Annotated in this window: 13 protein-coding genes; 8 read left to right on the forward strand and 5 right to left on the reverse strand. The window is 35.5% G+C overall.

All coding sequences use genetic code 11. The features are described from left to right. A partial coding sequence (locus E7Z77_RS06915; RefSeq protein WP_292751938.1) for an Hsp70 family protein occupies window positions 1-281 on the forward strand: 281 nt, incomplete at its 5' end. A gap of 129 nt (window positions 282-410) precedes the next feature. Then, window positions 411-1,556 (forward strand): molecular chaperone DnaJ, encoded by a 1,146-nt coding sequence (gene dnaJ / locus E7Z77_RS06920; RefSeq protein ID WP_292751941.1) that lies wholly within the window; start codon window positions 411-413, stop codon window positions 1,554-1,556. 230 nt (window positions 1,557-1,786) lie between these two features. Here the strand turns inward: dnaJ and E7Z77_RS06925 are convergent, their stop codons facing one another. The 3 genes from E7Z77_RS06925 to E7Z77_RS06935 all read right to left on the reverse strand — a co-directional run bounded on the left by E7Z77_RS06925 (window position 1,787) and on the right by E7Z77_RS06935 (window position 15,712). Then, window positions 1,787-6,217 carry a hypothetical protein gene (locus E7Z77_RS06925; RefSeq protein WP_292751944.1) on the reverse strand — a complete coding sequence of 1,477 codons (4,431 nt, stop codon included), beginning with the start codon at window positions 6,215-6,217 and terminating at the stop codon, window positions 1,787-1,789. 200 nt (window positions 6,218-6,417) lie between these two features. Then, a complete protein-coding gene (locus E7Z77_RS06930; RefSeq protein WP_292751947.1) occupies window positions 6,418-10,839 on the reverse strand; it encodes a right-handed parallel beta-helix repeat-containing protein in 4,422 nt (1,473 codons plus the stop codon). A gap of 106 nt (window positions 10,840-10,945) precedes the next feature. Further along, window positions 10,946-15,712 (reverse strand): cobaltochelatase subunit CobN, encoded by a 4,767-nt coding sequence (locus E7Z77_RS06935; protein WP_292751950.1) that lies wholly within the window; start codon window positions 15,710-15,712, stop codon window positions 10,946-10,948. Between the two features lie 305 nt (window positions 15,713-16,017). Between E7Z77_RS06935 and E7Z77_RS06940 the strand changes: the two genes are divergently transcribed. Then, window positions 16,018-16,854: a DUF1002 domain-containing protein gene (locus E7Z77_RS06940; RefSeq protein WP_292751953.1), complete on the forward strand. Its 837-nt coding sequence runs from the start codon at window positions 16,018-16,020 to the stop codon at window positions 16,852-16,854. 21 nt (window positions 16,855-16,875) lie between these two features. Here E7Z77_RS06940 and E7Z77_RS06945 read toward each other — a convergent pair whose 3' ends face one another. Continuing rightward, window positions 16,876-17,202, reverse strand: coding sequence for a hypothetical protein (locus E7Z77_RS06945; protein ID WP_292751956.1), 327 nt, complete (start codon window positions 17,200-17,202; stop codon window positions 16,876-16,878). Between the two features lie 131 nt (window positions 17,203-17,333). On the opposite strand from E7Z77_RS06945, the gene E7Z77_RS06950 reads away from it, so the two are divergent. Genes E7Z77_RS06950 through E7Z77_RS06965 form a run of 4 tightly spaced genes read left to right on the forward strand, consistent with a single transcriptional unit; the run spans window position 17,334 to window position 21,367 of the window. After that, window positions 17,334-17,621, forward strand: coding sequence for a hypothetical protein (locus E7Z77_RS06950; RefSeq protein ID WP_292751959.1), 288 nt, complete (start codon window positions 17,334-17,336; stop codon window positions 17,619-17,621). A gap of 2 nt (window positions 17,622-17,623) precedes the next feature. After that, the gene (locus tag E7Z77_RS06955; protein ID WP_292751962.1) at window positions 17,624-17,896 is read left to right on the forward strand and encodes a hypothetical protein; all 273 of its coding nucleotides are present in this window, start codon (window positions 17,624-17,626) and stop codon (window positions 17,894-17,896) included. Window positions 17,897-17,937: 41 nt separating this feature from the next. Next, the gene (locus E7Z77_RS06960) at window positions 17,938-19,776 is read left to right on the forward strand and encodes a YhgE/Pip domain-containing protein (protein ID WP_292751965.1); all 1,839 of its coding nucleotides are present in this window, start codon (window positions 17,938-17,940) and stop codon (window positions 19,774-19,776) included. A 46-nt stretch (window positions 19,777-19,822) separates the two neighbouring features. After that, a complete protein-coding gene (locus E7Z77_RS06965; protein ID WP_292751968.1) occupies window positions 19,823-21,367 on the forward strand; it encodes a hypothetical protein in 1,545 nt (514 codons plus the stop codon). A 252-nt stretch (window positions 21,368-21,619) separates the two neighbouring features. Here E7Z77_RS06965 and E7Z77_RS06970 read toward each other — a convergent pair whose 3' ends face one another. Continuing rightward, entirely contained in the window at window positions 21,620-22,261 is a 642-nt protein-coding gene (locus E7Z77_RS06970; protein ID WP_292751971.1) for a site-2 protease family protein, read from the reverse strand. A 381-nt stretch (window positions 22,262-22,642) separates the two neighbouring features. On the opposite strand from E7Z77_RS06970, the gene E7Z77_RS06975 reads away from it, so the two are divergent. After that, entirely contained in the window at window positions 22,643-22,831 is a 189-nt protein-coding gene (locus E7Z77_RS06975) for a 2TM domain-containing protein (RefSeq protein ID WP_292751974.1), read from the forward strand. Window positions 22,832-23,109: the final 278 nt, after the last annotated feature.

Consider the following 23,109-nt stretch of genomic DNA (forward strand, 5'->3'; position numbering starts at 1 on the left):
TAGATGAACTTAAAGATCAAGTATCTGAAGATGAAAAAACTAAAGTCGAAGGACTTGTAGCTGAATTAAGAGAACTTATAGCTGGCGATGACGTTGATGCCATTAAAGCAAAGTCTGATGAATTATCCAACGTAATTCAAGAAATTGGTGCAAAAATCTACCAACAAGCACAGGCAGAAGCACAAGCTCAACAACAAGCAGGAGCTGACCCTAATGCAGGTGCTGGCGACAACAGCGATGATGACACAATAGATGCAGACTATGAAGTAAAAGACGATTAGATTAAATAATACAGTTTTATTGGATTGTTAGGTTAAGACAAAATCAGAATCAGAATCAAAAAAATAGTTAAACTAACAATTAAAATAAAACTATTATTTATTCTATTTATTATTTTTTAAGGTGAACAAATGGCAGACAAGCGAGATTATTATGAAGTTTTAGGCGTTGACAAAAACGCCGATGAGAAAACAATTAAAAAAGCTTATCGTAAATTAGCCAGACAATACCATCCGGACGTTTGTGATGAACCAGATGCAGAAGATAAGTTTAAAGAAGTAAGTGAAGCTTACGCTGTCTTGTCTGACGATGAAAAACGTCAAAGGTATGACCAATTCGGTCATGCAGGAATGGATGGATTTACAGCTGAAGATTTCTATCAAAACGTGAACTTCGACGACATTTTCCAGGGATTCGATATAGGAAACATATTCGATATGTTCTTCGGAGGAGGAGGTGCCCGCTCCAGAGGAAGGAATGCAGGCCCTCAAAGAGGTTCAGACATATATACTGAAGTTCCAATAACTCTTGAAGAGGCATTCCAAGGCTGTGAAAAGGAAATCAAAATCACAAGAAGCGAATTGTGTCCAACATGCCACGGTTCCAAATCAAAGCCTGGATCCGACCCTGAAACCTGTACAACCTGTGGAGGAACAGGCCAAATCAAGGAAGTCAGCAACACTTTCCTAGGCCAGATGGTTAACGTAAGGGCGTGCAGAGACTGTGGCGGAACAGGTAAGATAATTACAGATCCATGTGAAGACTGCCACGGTAAGGGAAGCAAAAGAAAAACAAAAACAATCAAAATCGAAATTCCTGAAGGAGTCGACGAAGGCAATCACTTAAGGGTTTCAGGTGAAGGAAACTGCGGCGAAAAAGCAGGTCTCGAAGGGGACTTGATTGTAACTATCCACATCAAAAGGGACAAGAAATTCACCCGTGAAGGCGACCACCTGTACATGGAACAGCAAGTGAGTTTCCCGCAAGCGGCATTGGGTGATGTTTTAAGCATTCCTACCATTGAGGGGAAAGAGGTTGAATTCAAGATTGCTCCTGGAACACAAAGCGGTACTGTATTCAAACTAAGAGGCCAAGGAATGAACTCCGTCAGGCACAAAGGTAGAGGAAACATGTACGTTACCGTTACTGTTGTAGTTCCTAAAAAATTAAATTCAAAACAAAAAGACTTGCTCAAGCAGTTCGCCGAAATCAGCGGAGATGAAATCAAGCAGGTCAAAAAAGGACTCTTCGACAGGGTCAAGGATGCAATGGAGTAGATTAGTCAACACTAATTTACTTTTTTTACTATTTTTTATTACCGATTTTCAAGGCAAAAATAAGTGCCACAAATATTGAAGCAACGATACATTAAATGTTATTTTGTAATGAAATCATATACAATAAATTATAGGTTATCGAATATAATTAAGTGACATTTTAAAAACAGTAATTATAAATTGAGTAATCTATATGAAAAAATAAAAAAAGTAATAGAGATTAAAAATCCCTATTTTTTAACAGTAATTTTAACTGATTTTGCAACTTTATTGTAAAGGTTGTTTCCAGCAAAGTTAACTTTAGCAGTGTATTTGCCTTTTTTCTTTAAGTTTTTAACTTTAAAGGTAGCTTTACCTTTAGCGTTGGTGGTTGCTTTGTAGGTTTTACCTTTAACTTTTAAGGTTACTTTAGCTTTTTTGATTGCTTTACCTTTACTGTCTTTTAAGGTTACAGTGTATTTTTTGGTTTTGACTTTAGCTTTGAAAGTTTTCTTTTTAGCAGTCAATTTGGCTGCTTCTTTGCTGATTTTGATAGTTGCAGTCTTGGTGGATTCTGCATAATATGCATCTCCAGCAAACTTAACTGTTAACTTTTGAGTTCCAGCTTTAGAAGCAGTGATTTTGTAATTAACTACACCTTTATCATCAGTGGTATATTCTTTACCGTTGATAGTTACTTTTTGATTTGCTAAAACCTTACCTGAGTTGTCTTTTAAGACAATTTGGTAATTTACACCAGATTTAGTGGCGGTTACTAAAAGTGATTTGTCTGGAGCGGTAATTGCTGATGGTGCTTTGGTAATGGCGACATAATTATAAACAGATTTATAAAGGTAGTTATTATCGCCCTCAAATTTAATCAAAGCAAGATATTCTTCAGGAACCACATTAATATTGAATGTGGCTTTACCGTTCATATCAGTAACGTTAGCGAATGTTTGACCTGCAAGAGATACAGTAACTGTTTTATTAGACACTGGACGACCGTATTCATCTAAAAGTTTAACTGTAAAGAGATCATCAGTGCCGTAAACTTTGGTAAACTCAACAGCAGCAACAACAACTTTGAGCTTATCGGTAGGAACACCTGTGTTTCCAGATTCAGTTATATTACCTGTTCCATAAATAGTCATATCACCTTCACCTTCATTACTGGTCATTTTGTTATCGGCAATAGTACCATTATTGTCACCTAATTTAGCCGCATAATCTCCGGTTGTTTCAATCTCATTGTTTGTAATAGTGAAATTACCTTTTTTGATTACAACACCAGTATCAGCGATTCCCATTTGATCCCAAATAGATTTATCGCCTACTTTTGAAGCATTGGAAGTAATATTGTTGTTATCAATGGTTATTTCATCAATATAAGCACCAATACCTATAGTATGATTACCACTTACTTTAATATCATTTTCAATTATTTCTGCTTCGGTTCCACCTACTTCAATACCTACAACATAATAAGCTTCACCGGTTATGTTATTCTTTTGAATAGTAATGGTGACCGGCATGTAATTCATTCCAGAGTAAATCGGGTAAGCAGAGTTAGCAGCAGTAGTGTCTATATTATTTGAAACGATTATTCCTTCAGCAGTGCCTTCAACATCAATGCCACATGCATATTCGTCAGATGTTACAACAATATTGTTGTCTGAAATAACAAAATACTCGTCATTAATAATGATAGCATAGGTATAACCTGCACCATTAACAAGTATATCGTTAGAAACAACTTTTGCATTAGCGGAATTCAAAATATCAATACCATAAATAGTATCCCAGCTAGTGCCTCCATTAGTGCTTATAGTAATATTATTGTTGTTTAATATCGCATCATCACAACCCACTATAACAATACCTTCACTGAAAGATTCACGGGTAGCGCCCCAGTTAACAGCAAAGGTAGGAATAGCAATGTCAAAATCATTATCTCTAATTACAAGATCACTATTTTTAACGAAAACAGCATATGATCTGGTATTATTGGATGAGTCATAAATTGGGTAACCCCAATCATCATAGCCAATGATTACGAATTGGTTATCAACCATACCATTGAATGTTACATTGTTATCAACAATAGTTAAGTTAACTTCTTCAGCAACAATAGCATAATTATTAACTTTACCACTATTAGCATTAACAACAATATCATTATCTATAATTTTCACAATATCATTTGTTGAATCAGCATTGATTCCTATGGCATTAGAAGCGATTTTATTATCAGTTATGATTGCATTACCACTAATTACTTTAATACCACAGTTATCAGTTTTCATACTATCCCAAACAGGATTATCTCCAACATTTGAAGCAAAAGCATTAATAATATTGTCCTTTATTTCAACCTTGGAAACTTTAGTTCCAATACCAATAGTATGATTACCATCTACATAAATAACATTTTCATAAATATGAGCTTCTGAAGCAGCAATCTCTAAACCAACAACATAGTAAGCTTCACCTTTAATTTCATTGTTATTTATGGAAACCACTACGTCCTGACCTGCTACCATACCAGTGTAAATCGGATAAGCGGAATTGGTTGCAGTAGCAGTGACAATATTGTTCTCAATCTCACCTTTAGCTGCACCTTCAACATCAATGCCACATGCATATTCGTCAGAGGTTACAGTAATGTTATTAGTATATATTTTGAAAAGTTCATCATTGATAATGATACCATAGGAATAACCTGCACCATTAAGAACTATATCGTTAACTACAACGGTTGGATTAGCGGAATTCAAAATATCAATACCGTAAATAGTATCCCAACTATTACCGCCATTAGCACTTATTGTAATATTATTGTTGCTTAATACCGCATCATCACAACCTGCTAAAACAATACCTTCACTGAAAGATTCACGGGCAGCACCCCAGTTTACAGCAAAGGTAGGAATGGCAATATCAAAATTATTATCCGCAATCTTAACATCACTATTTTTAATGAAAACACCATAGGCGTGAGTGTTATTGCTGGTATCATAAATAGGATAACCCCAATCATCATAGCCAATGGTTACGAATTGGTAATCAACCATACCTGCGTATGTTACATTGTTATTAATAATAGTTAAATCATCAATCTCACTAGCAACAATAGCAAAATTATCAATTTTACCAGTGTTAGCAATCACATTAATATCATTTTTTCTGATAACAACAGTGCCTTCTTCAACTGCTTCAATACCTACATTAGTAGAGGAGATATTATTATTTTCAATAGTTACATCACCTAAAACAGCAATAGCAATACTTTCTTTACCTAAAATAGTGTCACCGGTAGGGTCATCACCAATATTTGTACCAAAACACTCAATTGTATTTTTAGAAATAGTAGATTCACCATTTTTAGCACTGTCACAAATTCCGACTGTGTAATTACCTTTTACTGAAATATTATTGTTAGTAATTTCAGAATCCCATTGTGATAACTCTATACCACAGGCAAAGTAGGATTCAACATCAATAGTGTTATCAACATAATTAACACCATCAATAATACCCATAGTTAAAACACCACTAATAATACCATAAGTTGCGCCAGGTGCTTTAAGTGAAATTGTGTTATTTTTTACAATACCCTCTTCAGAAGGTCCTTCGACTTCAATAGCGTTTGCATAATAATTATCAGAGGAAATTGTTAATTGATTGTCTGAAACTTCAAAATCGTTTCCTGCAATCAAAATACCATAAATATAATTGTAACCTGTTGCTTTAATTACATTGTTTTTAATTAAAACTTCTTCAGAAACAATAGGATCCTCTGAAATGAGATTCATTGGATTTCCCCTAACAGAAATACCTACTATTGAATCTAATTTACCATAATGATTATTATATTTAATATTCATTTCATTGTCGATGATATTTACATCGTAACAATAAAATAAATCAATACCTGCAGAGAATATTTTAGTATTTTCAAGTGAATACATGTCAGGATGTTTTATAGCAACTGAAGGAAGTGTAATATCAAAATTGTTTTTTTGAATTATAATCTCGTCTGAAGATATTTCTTCTTCCTCATCCCCTTCAATACGAATAGCATTATTTATGTAAGTTCCGTTTGTGCATCCAACATAAGTTATATTGTTGTTAATAATTTTCAAAGTATCGACAGAAAATGCATAAATTGCATAACTATCAGAATCTTCAACAGCAGTGAAATTTATTTTACAGTCAGAAATTATTACATTAGAAACTTCAGACATAGTGATTAATGCATAATCTGAACCTGTTAAATCAAAACCATTTATTTCAACATCATCTGAAGAAATTACAAAGGATACTCCGTTAAATATTGCATTTTTTCCAGTGAACTTAATTTCTCGATCAATGGTAATGTAATTTACATCAATTCCGGAAAAGTCCCCTTCAAAAATTAATTCATCATCTGTTACGGTATCCAACAAATTACCTGAATCATCAAAGTAATTGTGGAACGTATTATTTGTTACAACATTTTCCGCTTTCAAAACATCATCAAAGCCGTCATCAGCTTCAACAACACCTTCATCCTCAACACTAAGCGGTGCATTATCTTCTTGAACGCTTAGAACATCTTGATCAATGGTTACTTCATCATCCACTTCTGATAATGTTACATTTTCATCAGCCGCAAAAGTTGCACTAACTGATAAAACCATTAAAAAAAGTAGAAGCAATGAAATAATCAGGGCTTTTTGTTTAATATTTACACCTCTTTATTATTATTAAATTAAAGTATAGTCTAATAAATTTGATGAATAAAAATTATAGATTGACTATATTAAAAAATAGTAATTAAATATATTTAAATGTTATTAAAGGTTATTTGAAAAAAAAGTAAAATAAAGGTTAATAACCTTTACTTTTTGATTTTGATTGTATTTTTAATTGTGCATCCGCCAAAACTTGAACTGATAGAATATTTACCTACTTTCAAATTCTTAATGGATGCAGTAGCTACGCCTTTTTTATTTGTTCTGGCAGTGTATTTTTTACCTTTGATTTTAAAAGTAACCTTTTTCTTTTTCACTGCTTTACCATTCTTATCAACCACTTTTACTGAAAATTTAATCTTTTTAGCTTTTTTCGCTACGATATTTTTTGCAGTCAGGGTAGGCTTGAAAGTTAGCTTGTTTGAAACTTTATCGCCTTTAAACTCTGAAGTGATTGTGTAGGTTCCGGCTTTAAGTTTGAGTACTTTGGTGGCATAACCGTTTTTATCTGTCTGGACTTTGTAAGTTTGACCGTTTACTTTAATGGTTACGACATTTCCAGCACCATAACTTCCGTCAGATCCTTTTACACGCACTTTATAGGTTATTGTGTTTCCATAATAGACAGTATAACTTTTGCTTTCAACAATTGAAGGCAAAACAGTTATTTTTGCAGTATTTTTAGAATCATAATACTGTGCATCACCTGCAAATGAAACAGAAACTGAATAGCTGCCTTTGGAAATAACCGGCATGATTATTTCTCCTTTGGAATTGGTTGAAATATCATAAGTTTTTGAACCGATTTTCACTGAAACCAACTTATTAGGTAACAAATTACCTTTTGCATCTTTCAAAATGGCTAAAACACCACCAGGATAAACATTTGTATTGATTGTGAGTTTTGTGCTTAGTAATTTATAAGCAGTTAAATTAGCATTTGCAGAAGTTGATTTGAAATAATCCGGATTAATAATTTTTGCAATGATTAATGGAGAAGCATCATATATTTCAGGTATTTCTCCCATGAGAGAAGCTATACCATTGACATCACTGACAGCCTTACCAACATAACTTTCATAACCCTCATCGTTGACGTAAAATTCGACAGTTATTCCCTCAACGCCAATGCCTAAAATGTTTTTAATTACAGCTATGAATTCAGCGTTCCTATGCATTGCACCAGTTGTATTGTATAAAACTACATCCAAGTCTCCATCTTCAACACTTAAAAGAGCGGAGAATTCGGTTAACCTGAAGTATTTTTTATTTACTAATGCTGAAATGGTATATGAAGCTGGAGTGTAGTCAACAAAACTATATTCGGATTTTGCTTCACCATTTGTTATAATGGCCTCACTAATGACATTACCGTCTAAATCCATAAATTTGACTGTTGCACCTTCCAAAGCATTATCTTCAGTTGTGAAAACAAATGTTCCATTTTCCAAGTAATTGATATTGATATCTTGAAGAATACCATTAACCAAATACTTATAATTGTTCCTTACAACATTATTTGACGCATCATTTACTCCATCATCACCTATTCCCAATTCTGAAACCAGATAATTGTCTTCGATGACATTATTAATTGCATCTTCATCTAAGAGTATTGCATAACCTTTATTAGAAGTGATTTCATTGTTTGTAATATTATTATTAGTTGAATTAGAATCAAGATAAATTCCAGCATTTCCTTCAGAGATTACATCATGATTGTTAAATGAAATCGCTTCACCAGTTCCATTAGCGATTATTTCATTTTCAACAATTTCATTATTAACAGAATTGGCAAGTGCAAATCCATAAGCTAGTTTTGCATTGATTTCAAAATTATTTTCGCTAATTTTATTATTATTTGAATTGAAAGCTTCAATTCCATATACAACATCGGAATTTATTACGAATGTATTTTTATTGATAATGGAATTTTGTGGCTTTTCCAAATTAATACCATAAGCTACACAATCAGATTGCATATTAACAATATTTGAAGTAATTATTGTATCGGTAGATTCCTGCCCAATCACAAATCCTTCAACGAAATATGTTCCTTCCAATAGGATTTGATTGTTAATAAAGCGAGTATTTGTTGCACCTTGACCTTCAGGAGCATTATGTCCCTCAGTATATCCTAAAACTCCCATTCCATAGATATAATTATCATTACCGTATACATAGATATTATTTGATGAGAAAGTGTTATCATGACTATTATAATACAAGTCAATACCTACAAGGGAGTTAGTGGATTGATTGGTGCCAACTGTCCTATTTAATTTAGAAGTGACATTAACCCTATTTCCAGAAACGTTGTTTCCGGAAGCATAAATCATTAAAATTCCGTAAGTTCTGAAAATTCCTGTGACATAATGATTTCCGTCAAAGCAACTACCGTCAAGGCAACTTCCATCTAAACAATTACCATCCAGACAATTACCGTCTAAACAATTACCATCCAAACAGTTACCATCCAGACAATTACCGTCTAAACAATTACCATCCAAGCAATTACCATCCAAACAGTTTCCGTCTAAACAATTACCATCCAAGCAATTGCCGTCAATGCAGTTACCGTCAATACAAGTTTCACCACCGGAAAGGGCATAAATGTTACCTGTACCTTCAGTTTTAATGGTGTTGTTGATAAAATTACAGTCCTCAACTGTGTGGGCGAGGAGTGTGTAAGTTAAATAACTGCCGCTGGAGAATAGCCTGTTGTTCAATACATCAACATTGCTTGATTCCACCACATAAATTGCATAGGCTGAATTTAGGTCGAAAACTTCAATATCACAATTTTTAATTGTTGCTCCGAATACCCTATAGGCAACTACTCCCCAACAATTTGATCCTCCGGCATCATTGTTTCTAATCACTAAATTCTCGAGCCATGCACCGTCAGAAGATACTTGGAAAGTAGTGTTGTAGAAGATTGCATTTTGACCATTGATTTTGACACCTCTATTGACAAGGATTCTTAGATTGTGGAATTCTCCTTCAAAATTTAATATATCCCCATCTTTAATATCTGATTTGAATGCTCCATTGTCTTCCAAGAAAGTAGTATTTAAATTGGAAGGAGTTACTGTGTAGGTTGTTCCATTAAAATTGTAAACCGGAACTGATGGATCATATTCACCTTCAGGAGTTAAAACCTTACCTCCATTTTTTGGAATATTGTTCGGACCTATCACATTTTCCGAATTAGCATCAGCGTCCCTTGCATCAATAGCATAAGTGTTGCCTGTGAATATATAGTTATTTACGATAGTAATGTTTCCAGGCATTCTTTTTGAACTTAATTTTTGGATTAGAACACCGACACCGGATTGGCTTGTAATGTTATTACCTATGACTGTTAGGTTATAAGAATAAGAATTATATAAAATTCCCACACCTGAAAGTGTTGAAATATTATTGTTTTTAATTATTATATCAGAACCCTGCGGGTGTATTCCAGTACCTCTATAAGCTATCTGGACAATATTGTTTTCTACAGTAGAATGGTCCAACACTGAAATTCCCGCACCGCTGGATAATATTCTTGCATTTAAAATTGTATTATTTGCAATAGTTGAATAAGTGCCTCCAACAATTCCTATATCTCCACCTACTTCAATATTAGGGTGATTATAATCCGCACCAGTCATATTAATTATCCAATTATTAATAATAATATTGCCTGATGCCTGGGATGACACACCACGATATGCTCCAATAATCCTATTTGAGTCAACTGTGTTATTTGCACCCATTAATTGAATTCCATAACTCCAGGAAGTAGGAAGAACGTGATATTTTATAGTGTTATTGTAAATCAAATTAAAATTGGAGTTTCCTCCTTTCAAAGGACCTCCAGAGTAGCTTGATAAGTAAATTGCATTTGCATCATCACAACCGATTAGATTATTTGCTATATAATTGTAATGAGCTCCACTTATAAGCAATGGAGGAGTTGAACGAGTTCCATGACCGTAAGTAATTCCATATGCATTTAAATTGTTATGAGTGACATTATTATAATTTGCACTATTTGCAATACAAACCGCATAAGATGAAGCCCCAGTATTGTTAATAAAACAATCCTGAATGGTACAATAACTTACTCCATTTAAGAAAATACCATATGTTGTTTCTTTTGTATTGAAAATGTTCAATTTTGAAATAGAGCTTCCGGAAGCTCCATCAGAAAATGTAAACATGCAATTGGATAATCTGACATTGTCTTTTCCAACAACATTTACTGACTTTTTAAAAACAAACTTTAAATTTGAAAAATCGCCTTCAAGATTAATTGTATCTCCTTCACTTGCGGAAGAATCCTTTAATTCCCCTGTAGATGCATCAAAATAATTATAATAATTTGATTTATTAACCGTGTGGGAATTAGCAGATACAATATCCTCACTATCAGAAGCCACAACATCCTCAGATGCAACTTCCTCCAAAACAGTTCCATCATCACTTGAGATAGTGTCATTCAAATCATCGGCAGCACTCACAGCGCCGATAGACACTAAAAGTAATAATAAAACTAATAAAATATTAATTTTTTTAATCATGATATACCTCTTTTACATAAATAATCTATACTATTATTATGTATTGAAATAAAGTATATTTAAAAATTACTAAATTTGAAAAAAATAAAAAAAAGTTGATGATTAATTAATAATCATCATATTCGTCTTCATCATTTCTTACATATCCGACAAGGAATATTGCAATCAGAACAATTATTGCAATGATAACAAATATCGGCATGCTTGATTCAGTTGCACTTGCAGATTTGGCCGCTGAGTTTTCTGACAATTCATATGCTTTTGCGCCTGACTCTCCGGAACCGCTATCGGAAGCGGAACTTGAAGAGCTTGAAAGTTCACTGGCAGATCTTGCATCTCCACTTTCTGAACCGTCTGCACCAACGGCAGTTCTTCCTCCGTCGCTGCTACTGGACCTGTCGTTTGATGTTCCGTTTACCAATTGCTGCGCATTGGAGTTTTGATTTCCGGAGTTTGAATCACCATTGCTTGAACCGCCTTGTTGCTGTGAGTTGGAGGCCTGGTTTTCCTCTTCAGGCATCTGATATAAAGGATCAGTATTTGTTGCCTGTGCAAGTATCTCTGCAAATTTCTGTTTTTCAGCAGGAGTTAATGAACTCATTTGGATAAGCTGTGCGTTGAAAGCAAGGTTTTTACATGTGTGGTGACAACATGCTACACCATATTTGTTTACGTTATCTATATACTTGTCAACCAGCTCCTTATATGTCTTCATGTCTGTATGCCAGGTCCCCTGGTCTGCAAGGTAAATCATCCAAGCAAGTGAAGTCTGATAACCTGATGCTGTTGTTGCACTGTTGACATATCCGTCCATGCCCAACAGCTCATTGGCCAATTGATTACCCAATTGGGTATCAAGATTGTTTCCACTTACTGTCAAACCTCCAAACATGTTCTGGATTCTAGCCGCATAGGAGTTCATTCCGGCACCACCGCCGGTAATGAGCGGCATGTAATATTTAGGGTTCAAAAGCATTGTTCTTATTTCAAAATCGATTTCCTCTTCATAGGTTCTTGCAATATAATTGTTTTTGCTTCTTATATCTACAAATGAAGTGTCTGGCCTTTCCTGACCTGACCTTTCCTTCAATATATTAGCAGCATTGTACAATCCGCCAAACCAGTCATAGTAATCATCTGAATCGAACAGTCTCCATGTACTGTCAAAGTTCTGAGTAATCAAATCAGTCTTGTTGAGCAGATATATGAAGTTGTCCTTTTGATTTGTTATTACAATATTGCCGTTATCGTCTATTGTCCAGGAGTAGGATACCCTTGAGAGATACACGTCCATTGCGAACTCGTTGACGGTGTTTATATCCCAATCGGCTGTGTTCGGAATAAGTGTTGACATACCTGTTCCTTCAAGGACATTGCCTGGAAGACCGAACAGCCTGTCAAGTGAAGGGTTTTCAGCATAATGCTTTTTCACGTAGTTGTTGGTGGCGTTTTCGCCTTCAGCAAATGCTGCTAATTTTACCGCCTTCAACATCCATGATAGCCAGTCCTTATTGCTTGTAACGATACTTGCAAACACGTCAATCCTTGGTCTGTTTACAACACTGCCATTGGTTAATTTAACGGTTAACTTATCCAAAGGAAGCATTTCAACACCAATTACTTTTCCGTTGTCTGCCCATACTGGCTTACATCCAAGGAAATAAAGGAATTCTGCTACGCCAATACCTTCAGTTCTTGATATTTCAGTACCCCATAAGATCAATGAAGTCAATTCCGGCCATTTGCCGTGTTTTTCATAATATTCAGAGAGCAACAAATCAACGATTTTGATTGCTGATTCATAAGCTGACTCTGAAGGCATTCTTGTAGGGTCTGATGCATAACCGTCATAACCAGTAGGAATTGAATCACCATAGGAAGGGTCTGCAAAGAGTCCTGATTTCACATATCCTCCTTCAAGAGCGGTCAATATAGCATTCCATTCGTTGTTGTTTTGGATATTGACAATGACCTGTTCGGCATACAATGTTGAGTTGTATAATGAAGATCCGACCGGAATGTTATATTTCTGTGCCAAATCACTTATTGAAGAGCCGTTTACCAAATCGGTCACATAATCTCTTAGGAACTGCTTGATTGCACTGGCTTGAACCAGATAATTGAGATTTCCTGAAATGTCCTCGTAGAAATTCATTCCCTTGAGTTCAGGATACAGGAATTCCATGATGTATGTGTAAATCTTGGTTTGGGAAGTTGTGATTGTAATGACCTCTTCCACAAGCTCCTCACCTGTCAATATTTTACCCAATGTATGCAAACCGTAACTTATGAAATCATCACTCATCGCTTCCAAATACAAGTGAAGGTCATCCAACCACTGGTCAAATGTTTCAGCTTCTGTAAAGTTTCTGAAACCTAATGTTGGAGCCAGTTTGATGATTTTTGCCTTATATTCTTCAGCGTTTGATGATACATCGAGAGCCACCTGGTCCTTATAGTATGTAATATAATTATTTAATACGGTGTAGTTACCATATAAACCGGATGTCACCATTGCCGGGGTCATGTGAGTGATCAGCAATGCTGCAATCCTGTCCCTTGCAACCATGGCCTCACCAGGGTTGGATACGATATAAGGATATAGTGTCGGATTCAATGTCAGCTCGAAAGTCCAGTCACCTGCAACAGCACCCAAGTTAGTGCCCGGGAGCCATTCGAGGGTTCCGTGGGTTCCCATATTGACGATTGCGTTTACCTTTGCGGTCTTGTCCAGCCATTTGTAGAATGACACATAGTACTGTGTCGGAGGCAAAGTCAAGTCGTGGTAATTTTCAACCGTTTTGAGCTCTTCCCAACCTCTACTTGGCTGGAATGTGACAAATACCTTACCGAACCACATTCCCGGAACGATCATGTACTGCTCATCTGTGCCGTTATATACCATTGACGGACCCAAACCTGAACCCCAGTAATCGGTCATGTTCTTTATGAGGTCGGCTGGAATGTCCCTGATCAGATTACGGAAGTCCCTTGTTGAAATCAGCTGATTGTGTTTGACAAGTTCATTATAGTTTTCCTCGACGTACTGTCTCAAAAGACCGTAAGCCCATGAACCCTTGTTACCCATTTTGAAAATGCGGTCCTCAAGTTCCTGTGGAGTCATCCTTTCACGGATGTCCCCTCCGGTATCATAACCCTGCTCATATAACTTGACAATCAGATCATAAGTTGATTGGGTTACATTGAGATATGAAGCACCGATTTCAGCCTTGCCCGGAGGATAGTTGTAAAGTACAATAGCTATGGTCTTATCGTGATTTTCCAAATCCTTCAAATCAGCCCAGCCACAGCTCAGCTTAACCATCTTATCCACACCGGTCTGGATTACATGAGTATCACCTGCATCGTCAACATATGACAGGATAACCGGTCCGTAGACACCTTCAAAACTTGGGTAGGTTACAGCATAGGTCCATTCGATTTGAGGACCCAGTTCGGAATTAAAACTGTATTCAGATATTTCATTAACACCTTTGAGAACAGCCAAGTCTATTTCAGATAAATCAGGTTCTGCTGAACCATTGGCATAACTTAAAGACCAACTATATAGTGAAGTGATCAGTGAAATTCCCAATCTTGAGGAATTTGTGATGCCTTTTAATATAGAAGACATTGAAGGGGCAGTGCTTGTCTTGAATACATTAAAGGCAGGCCTGCCGCTTGCGGCATAACTTCTAATCAAAGCATCCACAACATCTCCACCACCATAGTAAGTAGCGATAGCTATGAGCTTTTTATCCGGAGAAAATTTGGCTTCGTAATCGTTTTCAAAATCGCTGAATAAAGATTTGGGATTTAATTCGCGTTCAACCCAATTTTGATAGTTCTCATTCATCCAGTTGAGGCTGCCGTCAGGGGTTTTGGAATAACCCGGATTTGTTGTAATCCACTCATGAATCAGATTTGCTTCAGGAACAAGAGTATACATTCCCAAATCAGGATGGTAAAAACCACATTCTGGACTCATCATAGGAATTCCGTCATCGGTCAATGTAGGATTGGAATATTTTTCAGGTTCGATTAGATAACGAACGTAATTAAAGTAATTTTCCATGTTCTTAACCAGAACGGTTGAGTCCTTGATATCTTCCGCCTGGAAATAGGATCCGATGTAAGTATTTTCAATAGTATCATAGATATTATTGCTTGGATTGGCTCCAATGATATGCATACCAGTTGTATTCAATATCTCTTGTGAGTAAACTCCGAAAGTGTATGCGACCTTATATTTATTGTTAGCCGGAGAGTTCTTCAACAATTGCTTTAGATATGCTGCTGTAAACTTGTTATAAGCTGAGTTTTCAGCAAACATGTCAATGTGGATGTAGTTTGCATATTCCGCCAACCATGCCCTTGACTCGTCGAAGTTAGTGGTACTGATGTATGCAACACGCCTTGACATGTTCATCAGCAGGTCAACCTTTTCGTTGTGAGAAGCGTAATCCACCAATAATAGCATGTCTGGAACAAACATCACATCCTTAATGTCCAATGTACCGCTGTTTTTAGTAAAATCAATACCTTTGAGATAAATCGGATTGTATGTCAGGTAGGTAAACTCCAAATTATATATTTGAGAACCTAATCCTGTGAATGTTGCAATACCATTATTATTGGTTGTCTGAGTTGAAATCAACTTATTTGTAGAATTTTCATACAACTTTACGGTAGCTCCCTTAAGTTCAATTCCATCTTCCGTCCATGTTTTGCCTGTTTCATTGAAAGAATCATAAACGTGAACATTAATTACATTATTCCCTGCTTCAAGGATTCCCTCATCTGATTGAGAAGACTGAACATCCGGAACATCTGGAACTTGCGTTATCTCTTCTAACTCGCTTGGAGCACTCACCACATCAGATATTGTTTCATTATCTCCTGCAAATACGCAGCTTACAGAAAATACAAGTAATATTGAAATAATTAATGCAAATAATAATCTTTTATCCGTTTTCGTTTTTTCACCTCCTTCATGCCCAATTGAAACATAGCAAAATATAATATTTACTATAAGTTTAAATTTGATTTGAAAACATATAAAATTAACTAAACTTAATTAAAGTTATCCCGGACTCAAAAATTGTATACACAAAAAAGATACATTTAAATACTTAAATGACTAAACAAAATTTACCAATATTTTAAGAGGTGATACTAATGCGCAAGATAATGATTTTACTAGCGATAATCATTGTTGGAATGCTCATTCCAGTGGGATTTTCAACAAGTGACACCCAAGTGGTAATAACCTATGGTGAGACAACCTACAACAACGCAAATTATAAAAATACTGTAGACGGATTTTTTGTAAACAATGCAGGCATCGATTTGAAAAACGTGGACTCAAAAATTATCACAGCTTCAGACGTGAACAAGATTTCAAGTTCAATAACAGGCAAGACCTACTCCTCAGATCAGGTATTTTCATCCGCACTCGTGGATTTGAACGAAAATGACAATCTGGAAGTGAGTGTTGACAAATCCAAAATTACAACAATCACAGGAGACATGTACCTTTCCGCACTTAAATCAGCGGGAATCACAGCCGGACACGTTTACGTGACAAGCCCTGTTGAAGCGACCGGTGAATCCGCCCTTGCAGGAATCATGAACTCATACGAAGTGGTGACAGAGGTTGAAATTCCGGAACCTGTAAAAGAAGCCGCAAACAATGAAATCTACACTCAAGCTGAAATAGTTAAGAACTCAGATGTAAATGCAGATGATCTGTCCAAAATGGTTGATGACGTGAAAGAGGAAGTTCAAGAGAATAATGTTACAGACCACACAACCATCGTGAACATCATCAACAACTACACAGTCATAAACAACATAAACATTACAGACAGCGACATCGAAAACCTTGCAACAAGCATTGAACAAATTCAAAACGTGCAGGGCGACATCAACAACTATCAAAACGAAGTTTCAGATGTCTTGAACGATACCAATGCCAGTGATGCAAAAGGATTATTAGATGGGTTATTCAACTGAATAATCCATTAATTTCATTTTTTAAATCAGTTTTCTCAATTCTCTGAGATTCATCTCGATGAACTCCCTATTTTTAGGATTGGACAGTATCTCATATTGCTTTATTTTTGTCTGAATATAAGCCTGCCTCAACAGCCTCTGCAACTCGTCAACATCACTGTTCAATATGGCATGCAATTTAGATCTTTCCTCGTCATTTAAAGCGTTCAAATGAGATTCGATTGCTGATTTGAACTTAATTACAAGATTTGAATTCCTTTTTGCCATTCCATTCAATATAAATGCTGGGGCTAGCAAAAAAAGATGTTCATGTTCTTTTAAATCTTCATATGTAATTTTTTCTTTCATATTTACACCTTTTAATTCAATGTGCCTTAAACTAATTATTTATCAATTATATGTAAATCATATTTATTTTTTGTTAATTCAATAGAAACTCTTTTATATATACATAATGATAAATATTATTGGTGAATTTAATGTTAGAAGAATATTTACCTTTTGTGGGATTAATAATTTTTGGAAATATAGAGAACCTTATACTATCCTCTCAAGGAGTGGTTCAAGGTGTGAATCCTAAGGTTTTAGGGATGTTAAGTATCTTTGCAGTTATTGTCTGGCTAGTAATCGGATTTGTAGCAACAGATGTTGCAATACAATATGCCAATTACATCACATTCATTGGTGGCCTTGCAATATTCATTTTAGGTCTTATTTCAATTAAAGATGCTGTAATAAACATTAGAAAAGCAAAAAGAGGTGAATAATAATGGTAAATTTAAAAGATTATGCTCCATTTACTGGACTGCTAATTTTTGGAAACATCGAAAACCTCATTTTAGCTTCACAGGGTGCTGTAGCGCATGTAAACCCTATAATCCTAAGTGTATTAAGTATCATTGCCGTAATCATCTGGCTGCTTCTGGGAACCTACGGAACAAAAATAGCAATCAAATATGCAGATTACATCGAAATAATCGGCGGATTGGCCATTGTCATTTTAGGTTTGCAGTCCATGCTTGAGGCAATGGGATTCTTATAAACAATCCTGCAACATCATGAATAAACAAGACGAGGTGTAAAATGGGTAGAAAGGACATAGGCAATATTCTAGAGATAATGAGAAACGATATCAAATCAGCATTTTCAAATCCTATCGTAACAATAGTGCTGATTGGAATAATTATTCTGCCTTCCCTTTATGCACTTATAAACATATATGCATGTTGGGACCCTTACGGAAACACTGATGAAGTGGAATTTGCAATTGCAAACCTTGATAACGGCACATCCTTTGAAGGAACTAAAATAAATGTTGGAAATGAGCTTGTTAAGGACTTGAAGAACAATACCAAATTCAAATGGACATTTGTCACGGAGGATGAGCTGCGGGACGGGGTTCATAAGGGAGACTATTATGCAGGCATAGTGGTGCCCAAAAACCTGAGTGAGAACATCGTTTCGATTACCACAGATAACCCTGAACAGGCAAAATTGGAATACGTCGTAAACGTTAAAGCCAACCCAGTGGCTGCCAAACTAACCAATACCGCAGCCAATACTGTTTATTCCAATCTAAATGCAAAGATTGTTGAATTTATAAATCTTGCGGCATACGGCAAGCTTGGAGAATTGCAGGAAGGTCTTGCTTCCGGAGCTCAACAGTTGTCTGAAGGAGGAGCTCTGCTTCAAGAGGGTGCAGGAGAAGTTTCTTCAGGTGCGGCCCAAGTTGAAGATGGAGCCTCACAAGTTCAAGAGGGATCCGAGCAAATACAGGCAGGATCAGAATTACTACAAGAAAAGTCTGGAAAAATAGATGAAGGTGAAAAGCTTATTGAATCAAATAACAATTTCCTTCAAGAAAAATCAGATGAACTTCAAAAAGGTGCTGAGGAAGTTGAATCCAGTGTTGATCCATCCTTAATACCTGAAGGCCCTGTTAAAGAATATGCTGATGGAGTTTCTCAAGTTGCAGACGGAAGTGGGCAAATTGCAGAAGGTTCTAGCGAACTGGCAAAAGGTTCAGTCCAATTGGCAGAGGGTTCAAAACAAATCACTAACGGTAGTGTATTTTTAGCTGAAAAATCCGGAGAATTAGCGGGAGGTTCAGCTGAATTGGCCGAAGGTTCAGTGACTCTTGCAGCAGGAGCGGAAATGCTTTCAAATGCTGCTGCACAAGCATTATTCTCAGCATCAGCAGGCCTTTTCTCATCTGCAGATGCACTTTCAAGCATTACAGGAATCAATGAGACACTTCTCGGAGACTATTTCTTCTCACCGGTCAAACTGGAAACAACTGAAGTGTTCTCAGTGCCTGATTATGGATCTAGCGTAGCACCATTTTATATTGCATTGTCAATGTGGGTTGGAGCATTAATTACATGTGTAATGATAGAACCTAAATCAAGTGTGGGAACCAAGTATTCCCCATTCGAAATGTATGTGGGCAAACAAACAATCTATGTGATAATGAGTATCCTGCAGGCTTGTGTAACCCTGATTGGGTCATACATCCTTGGAATCCATGTAGATAATTATCCGTTGTTCTACTTCTCAGCGATACTGGTATCGGTAGTGTTCATGTTATTGATATATTCTGTCATAACGGCTATCGGAACTGTTGGAAAAGCAGCCATAGTGCTTCTTTTAGTATTCCAGATATCTGCAACAGGCGGAATTTATCCTATCGAAATCATGGGCAAATTCTTCCAATTCATACATCCATACATGCCAATGACATATGCAATTAACCTATTGCGTGAGGCGCAGCTTGGAGTGGTCTGGTCGAATTACTTCTTTGCATTGGCCATTCTTATAGCAATTGGGCTCGTGGCCATTATCTGTTCAATATTTGTTAAAGAAAAAGCGGACAAGGCTTCAAAATACTTTGAAGAACGTTTAGAAGAAAGTGGATTATTTTAGGAGTTATTTCAATAACTTCTAATAATTTTTTGAAAGGGAGAAAACAATGAGAAAAAAGAGTTTACTGATAATTTTATTGGTTGCTGGTATTCTTTTTAGTGTTTCAGGCGTTGTAGCCGGTGACGTTGATGATGTGACATTAACTAGCGATGCGAATGATACAGCCATATCCATTGACAACAATGATTTTGCTGTCGAAAGTGACATCGACGATATGGAAGTGTCCAGCAATGCTGAAGACCATCCCTTAGAGGAAAGCAGCACAGAGAATAAAGACGACGGTACCTTCACAGCACTGCAATTGAAAGTCTCTAATGCAGATGCGGGAAGCACAATTAACTTATACAACGATTATAAGTACAACAGCGGCTTTAAACTCACTACCGGAGTTTTCATCAATAAGGATATAACCATCAACGGAAACGGACATAGCATCGACGGAATGGGTCAATCTAGAATTTTTAATATCAATTACGGCAATGGATTAAAGTTTAATAAGGTCACATTGAAGAACATCAATTTCAAAAACGGCAACGCCAAGATTTACGGCGGTGCAATATTAAACTTTGGAGAATTGGCAGTTGACCACTGTACCTTCACAAGCAATAAGGCGGGCACTGCAGGTGGAGCTATTAATTCTTTAGGCGCATTAACCTTAAAAAATTCTAAATTTTACAAGAATACTGCTGGTGGAGATGCAGGTGCAGTCTTTTCACTAACATTGAAAAAAGGTGCAGGATTCTATTACCAGTATTTTGAAGGTCGCAATGCCACAGAGGATCAAAACATTATGTTTACTTTAATGCAAGCAGTTCTTGAACCTGGTAAAGACACAATATCCAACTGTGTATTCACCGAAAACCAAGCTAAGGGTCGTGGAGGAGGAGCAGTCTATGCATTTTCCCATATTGACATCAATTCCTGCACATTCAAATCAAATAAAGCTAATGAAAGTGGTGGTGCTGTATTTGCAAATAAAAACATTGTCATAAAAAATTCCAAATTCAGCTACAACACAGTGAAAAAAAGGGGCGGTGCTGTTTACTTCAGATGCCATTCACTTACTGGCCACTATAATGATGGCAAATGGGTTAGTGACATTAATTACTACACCTGTTTAATCGAATCCTCAACATTCAAAAGAAATGTTGCCAAAAATGGCGGAGCAATATACGGATTCAAATATAATGATACCGATAAAAAGCATGGCGCCAAAGCGGTGAAATGTACCTTTGATGAGAATAAAGCAAAGAAAGGAAGGGATGTATACGGTGGAACCGCTTCAAAATGCAAATTCCTTTACTATAAGTTAACATTGAAAAAGGCCACCATAAAAAAATCCGCCAAAAAGCTTGTGCTGAAAGCTACTTTGAAAAAAGCTAAGAAAGCTGTTAAAGGTAAAAAAGTTATATTCAAGTTCAGAGGCAAATACTACAAGGCAAAAACCAATAAGAAAGGCGTTGCTAAAGTAATCATTAAAAAATCCGTGCTTGACACTCTTAAAGTCAGCAAAAAAGTAACCATTAAAGCGACATATAAAGCATTTTCCGGAAAGGTTATTGCTAAGAAAAAATTTAAAGTTGTAGAGTAAATGTTTAAACATTTACTTTAATTATTTTTTTAAACACGTCTATTTTTTCCAATCGAATTATTGATTGTACACTTATTTAAATTATATCATTCAGATTTTCTATTTGATTTAAATAATCGTTGTTGCCATTAAATTAAATTACAAAACCAAAGCAAAAAGTTTAATTTGTGAAATCTATATGGGCCAACAAAAATCAATTAATTATGTCAAATTAGTGTTTGCAAGAAAGAATGTTGCATGCAAAAAAATAGATTATATTTTTAAAAACATTTTAACCAGATTTTCAGGCCCAATCATTATAGACACCAACATCAACATTGCTGAAATTGCGAATATGACAAACCAAATTTTAATGTTCCACTTAAAAACTTTAATCCCATCCAGTGTATAAAAAGGAAGCATGTTAAATGCAGCCAAAAAGCTATTAACAGAGAATCCTATAGCATCAATCAGAAATATGTAATAAAGAATATCGGAATATGGTGTAAGAGGATATATCAAAACGGCAATTACAATGAAAATTAATCCAAATGCAATATTGAGCATTGGCCCCGCAACTGCAATTCTCCCAACTATCTCATCAGACATATCTTCAGCATAGATGCGGGCTTCACCGGGCAATGCGATTACAATTCCAAAAAATGATGTGACAAATGCAATCAGCAACCCTATAGGCCATAATCTAAATTCAGCCTTGTAACCATATCTCATGGCCATGAATTTGTGCCCAAACTCATGAGATACAGATCCGATTCCGGCACCGATCAGGACAATAGGCAAAATTGAAATGAATCCCTGAACATCAAATTTGACATTCGATATAGCAAAACAAATAGAAAGTACAATAAATGCAATTATTGATTCAATGAATTCCCTTTTTGTTAACTGAAACATAATATTAGATATACATTTTTAAATATAAAACTTTTTCTTACATTCAATGCCCCTATTTGCAAAAAATTAATAAACATCGTTTACCTACCATTCAATTCTAGTAGATAATCACTTAAAAAATCCGTAATGAAACGATGACAGTTATAATAATTCCATGAATCTTTCCATTTATCTTGAAAAATTTTAAAAAAAAATAATTAATATTTTGGCATGTTAAGAGTAACCCATATAAAATCGTGTGGGTTACCTATGAAATATAGGCAAAAACTACTTTCATTTCTGACATTTCATTTTAAATAGATAACCCATTATATAAACAATCAGGGTATGCTTAAATAATATTAATAATATAGTAAGATTATAAAAATCTCAGGTGATGAAATGGCCGACAAGTCAGATAAAAAAATCAATTTTAAAGAACATATATTAAGATTTATCCTCGTTACTGTAGTATTATTTTTAATAAATCTTATATTCACACCAAACCACTGGTGGTTCTATTTTCCAATGGTAATAGTTGCAATTATATTAATAGCCAAGTATATAAAAGTCGTTTTTATCGATGATTAACCTTGATACTAACTGAATAGTAAAATATGAGTGATTTTACCTTCTTTTTAAATTATGAAAGTTTAACTATGAAAATAAGCAATGTGTAATTAATATTTTGGCATGTTAAGAGTAACCCACATTCTGTTTGTACAGCATTCATCTTAGCGAACTACCTTGCCTACAACAAATGATTATCGGCACCTTTGCTCTTGCATCCTATGGAATGGCCGTTTCACCGCTTCTTTTAATGTCCTCAATTAAATATCATCGTCTACCATTAAAAGCCGTGTCGTTTC

Origin of the sequence: Methanobrevibacter sp. (assembly GCF_015062985.1) — an archaeon.
GTDB lineage: Archaea > Methanobacteriota > Methanobacteria > Methanobacteriales > Methanobacteriaceae > Methanocatella.

What these genes read in the sequence shown, in the direction of transcription:
- E7Z77_RS06945 (WP_292751956.1), bottom strand. Translation starts at nt 17,202, where the DNA reads ATGAAAGAAAAAATTACATATGAAGATTTAAAAGAACATGAACATCTT.
- E7Z77_RS06955 (WP_292751962.1), top strand. Translation starts at nt 17,624, where the DNA reads ATGGTAAATTTAAAAGATTATGCTCCATTTACTGGACTGCTAATTTTT.
- E7Z77_RS06970 (WP_292751971.1), bottom strand. Translation starts at nt 22,261, where the DNA reads ATGTTTCAGTTAACAAAAAGGGAATTCATTGAATCAATAATTGCATTT.
- E7Z77_RS06950 (WP_292751959.1), top strand. Translation starts at nt 17,334, where the DNA reads ATGTTAGAAGAATATTTACCTTTTGTGGGATTAATAATTTTTGGAAAT.
- E7Z77_RS06965 (WP_292751968.1), top strand. Translation starts at nt 19,823, where the DNA reads ATGAGAAAAAAGAGTTTACTGATAATTTTATTGGTTGCTGGTATTCTT.
- E7Z77_RS06925 (WP_292751944.1), bottom strand. Translation starts at nt 6,217, where the DNA reads ATGGTTTTATCAGTTAGTGCAACTTTTGCGGCTGATGAAAATGTAACA.
- dnaJ (WP_292751941.1), top strand. Translation starts at nt 411, where the DNA reads ATGGCAGACAAGCGAGATTATTATGAAGTTTTAGGCGTTGACAAAAAC.
- E7Z77_RS06930 (WP_292751947.1), bottom strand. Translation starts at nt 10,839, where the DNA reads ATGATTAAAAAAATTAATATTTTATTAGTTTTATTATTACTTTTAGTG.
- E7Z77_RS06940 (WP_292751953.1), top strand. Translation starts at nt 16,018, where the DNA reads ATGCGCAAGATAATGATTTTACTAGCGATAATCATTGTTGGAATGCTC.
- E7Z77_RS06960 (WP_292751965.1), top strand. Translation starts at nt 17,938, where the DNA reads ATGGGTAGAAAGGACATAGGCAATATTCTAGAGATAATGAGAAACGAT.
- E7Z77_RS06975 (WP_292751974.1), top strand. Translation starts at nt 22,643, where the DNA reads ATGGCCGACAAGTCAGATAAAAAAATCAATTTTAAAGAACATATATTA.